The 518-nt window shown below is 68.7% G+C and carries 1 protein-coding gene; it reads right to left on the reverse strand.

Annotated elements, in window-relative coordinates:
• Positions 1 to 518: condensation domain-containing protein (locus ISS99_RS00005; protein WP_204629515.1), on the reverse strand; the 518-nt coding region annotated here is incomplete at both ends.

Genomic DNA, 518 nt, shown 5'->3' on the forward strand with positions numbered 1-518 from the left:
CGGTCGGTGGGCAGTTCCAGCAACACCGGCGCATCGGCCAGTTGCTGCCGCCAATACGCGCCGTGCGCCTGCACGCGCTCGCCGGTGAGCCACTGGCGCTGCCAGGCGGCGTAGTCGGGATACTGGATGGTCAGTGGCGCAAGCGGCGTGTCCTGGCCGGCCACGAAGGCGCGATAAAGCGCATTGAGCTCGCCGACGAGCACGCCCAGGGACCAGCCGTCGGAGATGATGTGATGCTGGGTGAGCAAGAAGACGTAGTCGTGCTCGGCCAGGTGAATCAGGCGCGCGCGGATCAGCGGCCCGTGCACCAGATCGAAGGGTGCTTGCGCTGCGTCGGCAGTGAGCTGCGTGAGAAGGGCGTGTGCCTCGGGCACCCCGCGCAGATCGTGCAGGTGCAGCGGCACGCCGGCCTCGGGCGGCAATAACCGAATGGACGGCTCGCCGTGATGGGCGACGAAGACGGTGCGCAAGGCTTCGTGGCGGGCGAACAGCGCATCGAGGCTGCGTTGCCAGGCGGC

It is taken from the genome of Dyella mobilis (assembly GCF_016904945.1).
GTDB classification, from domain to species: domain Bacteria; phylum Pseudomonadota; class Gammaproteobacteria; order Xanthomonadales; family Rhodanobacteraceae; genus Dyella_B; species Dyella_B mobilis.